We start from the raw sequence: 8,286 nt of genomic DNA on the forward strand, positions 1-8,286 counted from the left end.
AGCCGTTACCGCGTAAAAACCCTTGATAATCTTATAATCTACGCTATTTTAGTACCTTTGGGAATATCTTATGTAAATAAATAACTTATTATAAAATAATTGAAGACATGAAGCTGGGAACAAAGCTCATACATGCCGGTGTAGCACCAGACCCCTCTACCGGGGCAATAATGACCCCTATTTTCCAAACCTCCACCTACGTACAAAGCGCACCCGGCCATCATAAAGGCTATGAGTATGCCCGTACGCAAAACCCCACCCGCGATGCGCTGCAGAATGCCCTGGCAGCTATTGAAAATGGTACGCATGGCATTAGCTTTGGCAGCGGGCTGGCCGCTACAGATGCGGTGATCAAGCTGCTGAACCCCGGTGATGAAGTGATCGTTTCCAGTGACCTTTACGGCGGTACCTACCGCATTTTTACCAAAGTGTTTGCACGTTATGGCATAAAGTTCCATTTCATTGGTATGCAGGATGCACAGAACATCCGCAACTACCTGAACGCGCAAACGAAAATGATATGGATAGAAACACCTACGAACCCGCTCATGAACATTATTGATATAGCTGCCTGCGCACAGATAGCGCAGGAGCATCAATTGTTGCTGAGTGTGGATAATACCTTTGCATCTCCTTACCTCCAGAACCCGTTGGACCTGGGCGCCCATATAGTAGTGCATTCTGCTACCAAATACCTGGGCGGCCATAGCGATGTGGTGCACGGAGCCGTAATTGTGAAAGACGAAGCGCTGGCGCAACAGCTGTATTTTTTACAGAACAGCTGCGGCGCTGTACCTGGCCCGCAAGACTGTTTCCTGGTGCTGCGCGGTCTTAAAACCCTGCATGTACGCATGCAGCGCCACTGCGAAAATGGCGCTACTGTAGCCCGTTTCCTGCGGGAACATCCCAAAGTAGGAAAAGTGTTCTGGTGTGGTTTTGAAGATCATCCGAACCATGACATTGCCAAAAAGCAAATGCGTGGTTTTGGCGGCATGATGTCGTTCACCTTAAAGAACGACAGTATGGATGCAGCGCTGAAGGTGCTGAGCAGCACCCACCTGTTTTCCCTGGCAGAATCGCTGGGCGGGGTGGAATCGCTGATCGGGCACCCGGCCACCATGACGCATGCCTCCATTCCCCGGGAAGAGCGCATGAAGAATGGGCTGGTGGATTCACTGATACGGTTAAGTGTAGGTATTGAAGATGCAGATGATCTGCTGGCAGATCTGGATAAAGCCATCGCCTGATTTTTCCTATAACCGATGCTATGCTATGAATGTCCGTGAATTGAAGAGTTACCTCGATGCCAAAGCGGCATACTATGATCATCCTGACTTTATTGCGAATGATCCGGTGTGCATTCCGCACCGGTTCAGCAAGCTGCAGGATATTGAGATTGCCGGGTTGTTTGCTGCGGTACTGGCCTGGGGCAACCGCACCACTATTATCAGCAAATGCACGGAGCTACTGGCATTAATGGATAATGCGCCGTACGACTACCTATTGCATCATAAACCCCAGGAACGGCTGCAGCTGATGCAGTTTTGCCACCGGACCTTTAATGGCCTGGACCTGCTGTATTTTGTAGAGTTCCTGCAGCATTATTACACCAACGTAACTTCCCTGGAATTTGCCTTTAGCGGGCATATTACCCCCGAGGATGAAACGGTGGAAAAAGCGCTGATAGGCTTCCGGCGCATCTTTTTTGCGCTGGAGCACCCCGAGCGTACGGGCAAACACATCTCCACCCCTGAAAAAAATTCGGCCTGCAAACGGCTGAACATGTACCTGCGGTGGATGGTGCGGCAGGATAAAAATGGCGTGGATTTTGGTTTATGGAAACACATAAAACCCAGCCAGCTGGTATGCCCGGTAGATGTGCATGTAGCCCGGGTAGCCGCCCGCCTGGGACTGATCAGCGAAGCCAAGGCCACCTGGAAAACCGCGCTGGAGCTTACCGCCCGGCTGCGGGCCATGGACCCGGAAGATCCGGCAAAATATGATTTTGCATTATTTGGCCTGGGGGTGATAGAAAAATATGTTTAAGCGGCGCAACGTTAAATAAAGGAGCTGCATTGCTTTTGTGGCTATTCTAAATAATATTTGCAGATGAAAAGGATTTTAGGTTTGATCACGATGGCAGCAGTATATGTGTTACCGGCCGCCGCACAGGAGAGCTACACAGAGCTGAATTATAAATTCCAGAAAGGCCAGCAGTTTGAGCTGAAACAGGAAAGCCGCAGTGAAACCTATACCACAGTAAATGATGTGGTACAACGTGTAACCCGTGATTTTAACAACACCATTGCCATAGAAGTAACAGAGCTAAACCCCGGCCGTACCTTATTAACCTTCCGCTACAAGGATCTGAAATTTAACTTCAACAGCAGGAACCAGAATATTTTTGTAGATGCCAAAACGCCCAATGATAAAGAACCTTTCCAGGGCGCGCTGAGTAATATACTGGACCATCCTTTTACGGTAGAGATCCAAACCACCGGCAACATTAACAGCGTGAACGGGCTGGATAACCTGCTGGACAGCGCTTCTGCAGCCTTCACCAGTTTAAAGAAAGATGAGCAGGATGCCTATAAAAAGCTGATGAAAGACCAGTTTGGCACCAACGCCTTCCGCTCCTGGCTGGAGCAGCTGCTGGTAATTTACCCTGCACATGGCATTAAAACCGGCACCCAGTGGGAAGAAAGCGTGCCTTTGCGCACCGGCCTGATAGGCCGTATGGACCTGTACTGGAACCTGCAAACCTGGGACAGCCAAACCGCCAAGATCAATGCCACCGGCAAATTAAAAACCAATAAGCTGGAACAATTCACCATTGAAGACGGGATCCTGGCCACCGCTGAAATTGAAGGCACCATGCAAAGCAATTACCTGATAGATCAAAGCACCGGTATGCCCAGCATTTGCGTACAGAATACGGAAATGAACGGTAACTACACTTATAAAGCCAACAAGGCCAAGCGCCTGAAGAACGATCTTAAAGTACCGGTAAAGGTGATCACCAACGCATCTTACAAGATCAAACAGATGAAATAAGCCTGTTTTATAAACCATCATACCTACTGCCATGACGCCTGTTCCTGAACCATACCTGCAGGCCACTGCCCGGGAGCTGGACGATACGATGGAACTTCGTTTGCCGGACACCGTTAGTTACGAACAGCTGGAGGAGCTGCTGGCCCAACGGGTGGAAACGCTCATAAGCCACCACTTTGAGCATTTTGTTTTTTTACTGTACCGTATTGATGTACCGGAAAACCAGATCCGTATTATACTGGATACTGATGCCGGCGCAGGAGCCTATCACAAAATTGCCGCCCTGTTAATAGAGCGGCAGCTGCAAAAAATTAAAAGCCGGGAAATGTATAAGACCGATCCTCCGGAGAATGAGGAGGAACGGTGGTAGTAATTCGTAATTCCTATTTATCAAATATCAGCTCCCTCACTTTTACTTTATCTTCTTTCTCTGTTTTAAGATCAAAGCTGGTGCTGAAGATCTTGTCCCATATAGAAGTGCTTACACCAAAGCCTTTATCATCGCTTTTGTAATGATGCAGGTGATGGTTACGCCATACGGGTTTCATGAACTTAAAAGGCGGGTTCCATGCATGAATAGCGTAGTGCATGCTGCCGTAGACCAGGTAGCCCAGTATAAAACCCGGGAAGAACATAAACGTGTACTCCCGCAGGAAAAAATACTGTATGGCAAAAATAACGGAAGATAATATTAAGCTGGGGACCGGGGGCATGAACAAACGTTGTTTGTCACGCGGGTATTCATGATGGTTACCATGCATTACATATACCACCCGCCGTACTCTGGGATTATCACTGGCAAAGTGGAACATAAACCGGTGCATGATGTATTCAAAAAAAGACCAGAAGAACATAGCGCCTAAAAAAACCAGCACTATCCTGCCTATGCTAAAATCTAATGCCTGGTTGCTGTAATAAAGCATGTAACCAATAATGGGAATGTACATGCCCCAGATAATTAACGGATGCGTTTTGGTGAGCATCTCCAGGTACTTACTCTCAAACAATCTGGCCTGTCCTTTATTCTTTATCTTTTCGAACTTCATAGACCCTGGGTTTTATGCAAAATTACGTCAAAATGTAAATAAACAATGTCCGTTGGCTTACGTAGAATGTTCATATATAACACCTTATCATGTACATACTACTATTGTAACAAGGTGGGTACTGTAACCATTTTATAATTTTTTTGCTGTAAATAGCTCAGCAAATGATCCAGCTCATCCCAACACTTTTCTGTACGCCGGGGATCTGTGCCTGCATGCATCAATAACAGAAAACCATTCAATCCTGCGGGGTGTTGCTGTTCATAATCTTTAATAGATTGCAGGATGGTGGCGCAGCTCCGGTATTGCTTTCCCAGTTGGGGCCAGGTATAATCTGCATGGCTTAATGTACCCGGTGTATAATTCACTAATTGCACCTGCAAAAGTTGTGCCCAGGACGCTATTGTATCATTATACCATTCATATGGCGGTAAAAACCAGGCTGCATTTTTTTTCTGAATGCCCTGTTTGGCCATAGCTTGATAACATTGCAGCAGGTCTGCATTAAACTGTTTTTGATTAACAAGCAAACTATCCCTTTTGTTCCAGTCGCAGTATAACAAGTGCTGATCGGAGTGCGGGCCTAAATAATAGCCCTTGTGCTTTAGCTGCTGTATAAGCGCAGCATGTGCAGGATTGCGGTAAAAGCGCCCGGTAAAAAAGAACGACGCGGGTATGTTATGTTCCTGTAAAATTTTTGTGATCACGGGTCCGCCATCCGCAAACTCATCGGCACTAAACACCAGGGCAACTTTCCGTTGGGTACTATCTCCCCGAATAATGGCGCCATGGCTATACGTAACAGCCCGGGGCTGCTGTTGTGATGCTTCAAACTGCTGTGCTGCCAGCAGGTATACCAGGCTGGCCGTACCATCCATAGTAGGCTCGTTGGTGGAGTAATCGCCAAAGTCATCATGATACACGGCCAGGTCCGACTGAAAAGGCGCATATTCATCACCGTTATGCAGCTGTATGCCTATCAGGTTCTTATAAATACTGCCATACACCGGCCCATCTACCAAACCGCCGCTTACCGGGTAGTGATACAGGTGACTAAAAGAACTATGCGGGTCTTCAGGGTAATCGCCATTTACAGGCAGGCCTGCTACCATGGCAGTACCCCAGGGATTGCAGCCAAACAGCCAGTCAATACAGGCCTGCTCCAGCTGCTGGTAACGGGTATCTTTTGTGAGCTGCCGGTAGCGGTTACATTGTATAGCAAAGCTAACGGTGAGGTTATTGGAACACCAGATAAAAGGAATACCGCGGTAAAAAGCATTATGCTGCGCTTTGGCCCATACTGCCTGAATGCCCTGCCGGTAATAGCCCATAGCAGTTTTTTGCAATGCAGGGTTTTGCGTGGCCAGCTCATAATGTCCGAAGTTGTGAAAGGGGTACCATTGGTAATGCCGCGCCGTATCAGCACCCATCCAGGGGGTAAGCGGCTGTTCTTTGGCCCATGCCAGCGCCTGTTTTATGAGCCCCTGCCGGTGTGAAAGCTTAGCCAGCATGGCAGCGCCCAGCTCCATATCATCCATCCAGTTATCTTCCTCATAAAAATAAGGTGCGCCGCAGGGCGCTGTTTGGCATACGCCGGGGTGGGCCGCGCCCAGCGCATAGGCGGTGGTGGCTTTGTGCTGTAACAGGGCCGTATACACGCTATCGGTTCCCTGGTATACCATTGCGCCCAATGCAAAGGCGCTGGCAAATTTACCGGCTGTAGAAGCCAGGCCGGTGCTGCGGTTCTTGTATTGTTTAAGCCCCTGCGGCTGGCCGGTACAAAAATATACCGGGCGTTCCAGCCCCTGCCCGTAACCGGCAGTATCCTGTGTGGGCAGGCGCATACCGCGGTGGTCACGGTCGTCGGCTATCTGGTTAAACAGCTGGTCATCTGCCGGGTGCATTTTTAACAGCCAGTCCAGGCCCCAGCGGGCCTCATCCAGCACATCCGCTACGCCATTGCTGCCCGCGGCGCCATTGGCCGCGCAGGTATCGCCAAACACGGGTTTAAAATCGCGCCAGGCAGCCAGCAGGTGATAGGTGGCGTTGGCCGATGTGGTTACGTATTGCAGGTAATCACTGGCATCATGCCAGCCACCGGCTGCATCAATGTGCGTACCATCCGGCATAGGACCGTACACCGTAAACCCATCATGTGTATGGCAGGAATCTTTAAGGTAAGGGTTGTAGCCGCTGCGCTGCTGCCGCATATATTGCAAACAAAAATCGGCAGTGCCGTTATACACGTCGGGGCCTATACGGAAAACGGGAGAGCGGGTTTCACCGCATGCCAGGTAATAAGTACCGGGTTGTTTAAACGCAGTGAAGTTCAGCCGCCGTGTATGTGTGAACGGGCCGTACGCGCCAAAATCTGCGCTGCTGCTGCCTTTCCAGACCAGCCGGTTGGTAGCGGCATCATGTAAGGTAAATACATTGGCCTGCGCGGGCGCTTTGGTGCACCACACGGCTACTTTACTACCCAGCGGCGTATAGCCCAGCTGGTTAATCCTTATCCAGGCGGTCGTGCTGTCTTTCCCCGTTACCGTAAAAGGCAGCAGCAAAAAAAATAAGTAAGCTAAACGCATGTTATGATCAATGATGTACAATGGATGCACATGGCGGCGCAGCGCCGCATTCGCTATCAGTATCCGTAATATAGTTCCCGGCTAATGTTACCGGACGTTTGCAAATTTTTTCAGATCGGGGATGTAAGCGCGTTTCCGTTCCAGCTCATATTTATAAACTATGTTCCCGATCTCTTTAAAGAAAGGATATCCTTCTGTTTCATACTCATACCGGTCGTCATTCAATATACCATCCCGGTTCACATACACGGTGCCGGTGAGCATGAACTCTACCTGGTTCTTAAAGTCCACAATATAGGCTGCATCTGTTAAAAAGCCGAATGCCCAGCCGGTTTTATTGAACACGCGGATGTTAGGCGGTATTTTTCCCTGGTTGGCTTTGAACATAAAGAACTTGGTAAAGCTGTCAAAGTATTCCAGGGTATCATATTTCGGAAAGTCAGACTCCCGGGGCAGGGCCGACATATAATGATACAGGAAATGATAATCTTTTTTGGTGAGCTTAAACCGCTGCGCTTTGGGTACCGATTCCGGGAATAGTACCGATTGCATCATATGCTGTATATCTTCCAGCGGAAAGTTATTTTGCTTGGTAAAATTAAAAGGCGCGTGAATAAGGCTGTCCTTGCGGTCCATATGTGCATTACCCAGTAAGATGGTTTTGCTGAAATCAAAGGGCAGGGCACAATACGCGGCCGGTTGTGCATACACCAGCTTATTATCCTTTACAAAACGAATGGCGTTGGTGTGGCGGTTACCTTCCTCATCCAGCGGCATAAAACGGCGCACAATGCGTACCTCCGGGTAACCTTTGGCCCACAGGTTCTCATGAATGGTTTGCTGGCCTACAAACTCGTACAAGCGGTTATAGGCATTATTATCACTTACCAGGAAGATCTTTTTTATATAATGGGCAATGGAGGGCAGCCCGTTCTGCGCCGTAGCATCGGCATACACCTTTACCTGCCCGGGGTAGCTGCTGTCCGTAAGCATGGTGGTATACATGTTCAGCCCCCGTTTATGCAGGGCATGCAATTTTTCCAGGGATAGCAGGGCAATGGGTAACTTTACGGTAGATGCCGGGTTAAAATAATTATCTGCGCTTACATTGAAATAATAATGCTTAAAATGCGGCCGGTTATGCCGGTCACGGTCAATCTGGGTGTAGATCAGCTGGTAACGGAAAGAGTCCGGGTATTGCAGGATGTGCTGCAGCATTGGCGAAGCATGCCGGCGTATAAGCGCTTCCAGCAAACTATCTGATTTTGGTTGTGCCCAGGCTGACAGCAATAAAAACGTGGCAATAAGGGTGAGCGAAATACGCGTCATATGTTCAAAAATAAAAAATAATATATTTGGCTGACATACTGCCAAAACAAAAATTTATCTTGATGAAGCTTGTTACTTACTTAAGGGATGAAGCCGACCAACTGGCTATATTGGTTAACGGATTATTGTATAACACCCAGGACCTGCACCCCGACCTGCCCAACAACATGCAAATGTTCCTGCTAATGTGGGAAGAGGTAATAGACCTTGCCATGCATGCTGATGCACAGCTGAAAAGCGGGCAAAATAAAAGCAGCGCCATAGGTATACCC

The 8,286-nt window shown here is 48.6% G+C and carries 7 protein-coding genes and 1 pseudogene; 5 read left to right on the forward strand and 3 right to left on the reverse strand.

The features are described from left to right. Positions 1-107: 107 nt before the first annotated feature. The 4 genes from VIM87_RS07520 (at position 108) to VIM87_RS07535 (ending at position 3,424) form a co-directional block, all read left to right on the forward strand. The gene (locus tag VIM87_RS07520) at positions 108-1,247 is read left to right on the forward strand and encodes a cystathionine gamma-synthase (RefSeq protein ID WP_331996386.1); all 1,140 of its coding nucleotides are present in this window, start codon (positions 108-110) and stop codon (positions 1,245-1,247) included. A 25-nt stretch (positions 1,248-1,272) separates the two neighbouring features. Continuing rightward, entirely contained in the window at positions 1,273-2,046 is a 774-nt protein-coding gene (locus VIM87_RS07525) for a TIGR02757 family protein (protein WP_331996387.1), read from the forward strand. A gap of 63 nt (positions 2,047-2,109) precedes the next feature. Then, positions 2,110-3,054: a DUF6263 family protein gene (locus VIM87_RS07530; protein WP_331996388.1), complete on the forward strand. Its 945-nt coding sequence runs from the start codon at positions 2,110-2,112 to the stop codon at positions 3,052-3,054. Between the two features lie 31 nt (positions 3,055-3,085). Further along, positions 3,086-3,424: a hypothetical protein gene (locus tag VIM87_RS07535; protein ID WP_331996389.1), complete on the forward strand. Its 339-nt coding sequence runs from the start codon at positions 3,086-3,088 to the stop codon at positions 3,422-3,424. 13 nt (positions 3,425-3,437) lie between these two features. Here VIM87_RS07535 and VIM87_RS07540 read toward each other — a convergent pair whose 3' ends face one another. The 3 genes from VIM87_RS07540 to VIM87_RS07550 form a co-directional block, all read right to left on the reverse strand. Further along, on the reverse strand, positions 3,438-4,100 hold the full coding sequence (locus VIM87_RS07540; RefSeq protein WP_331996390.1) for a sterol desaturase family protein: 663 nt from the start codon (positions 4,098-4,100) through the stop codon (positions 3,438-3,440). Positions 4,101-4,201: 101 nt separating this feature from the next. After that, on the reverse strand, positions 4,202-6,685 hold the full coding sequence (locus VIM87_RS07545) for a glycoside hydrolase family 9 protein (RefSeq protein ID WP_331996391.1): 2,484 nt from the start codon (positions 6,683-6,685) through the stop codon (positions 4,202-4,204). Positions 6,686-6,772: 87 nt separating this feature from the next. Continuing rightward, the gene (locus VIM87_RS07550) at positions 6,773-8,014 is read right to left on the reverse strand and encodes a serine hydrolase (protein WP_331996392.1); all 1,242 of its coding nucleotides are present in this window, start codon (positions 8,012-8,014) and stop codon (positions 6,773-6,775) included. Between the two features lie 62 nt (positions 8,015-8,076). Between VIM87_RS07550 and VIM87_RS07555 the strand changes: the two are divergent. Continuing rightward, positions 8,077-8,286: pseudogene (locus VIM87_RS07555) on the forward strand (fumarylacetoacetate hydrolase family protein); the annotation flags it as partial.

It is taken from the genome of Chitinophaga sp. (assembly GCF_036569125.1).
Taxonomy (GTDB): domain Bacteria; phylum Bacteroidota; class Bacteroidia; order Chitinophagales; family Chitinophagaceae; genus Chitinophaga.

Excerpts from the sequence above, each read along its gene's own strand:
- VIM87_RS07520 (WP_331996386.1), top strand. The coding sequence starts at position 108 with ATGAAGCTGGGAACAAAGCTCATACATGCCGGTGTAGCACCAGACCCC.
- VIM87_RS07545 (WP_331996391.1), bottom strand. The coding sequence starts at position 6,685 with ATGCGTTTAGCTTACTTATTTTTTTTGCTGCTGCCTTTTACGGTAACG.
- VIM87_RS07550 (WP_331996392.1), bottom strand. The coding sequence starts at position 8,014 with ATGACGCGTATTTCGCTCACCCTTATTGCCACGTTTTTATTGCTGTCA.
- VIM87_RS07540 (WP_331996390.1), bottom strand. The coding sequence starts at position 4,100 with ATGAAGTTCGAAAAGATAAAGAATAAAGGACAGGCCAGATTGTTTGAG.
- VIM87_RS07535 (WP_331996389.1), top strand. The coding sequence starts at position 3,086 with ATGACGCCTGTTCCTGAACCATACCTGCAGGCCACTGCCCGGGAGCTG.
- VIM87_RS07530 (WP_331996388.1), top strand. The coding sequence starts at position 2,110 with ATGAAAAGGATTTTAGGTTTGATCACGATGGCAGCAGTATATGTGTTA.
- VIM87_RS07525 (WP_331996387.1), top strand. The coding sequence starts at position 1,273 with ATGAATGTCCGTGAATTGAAGAGTTACCTCGATGCCAAAGCGGCATAC.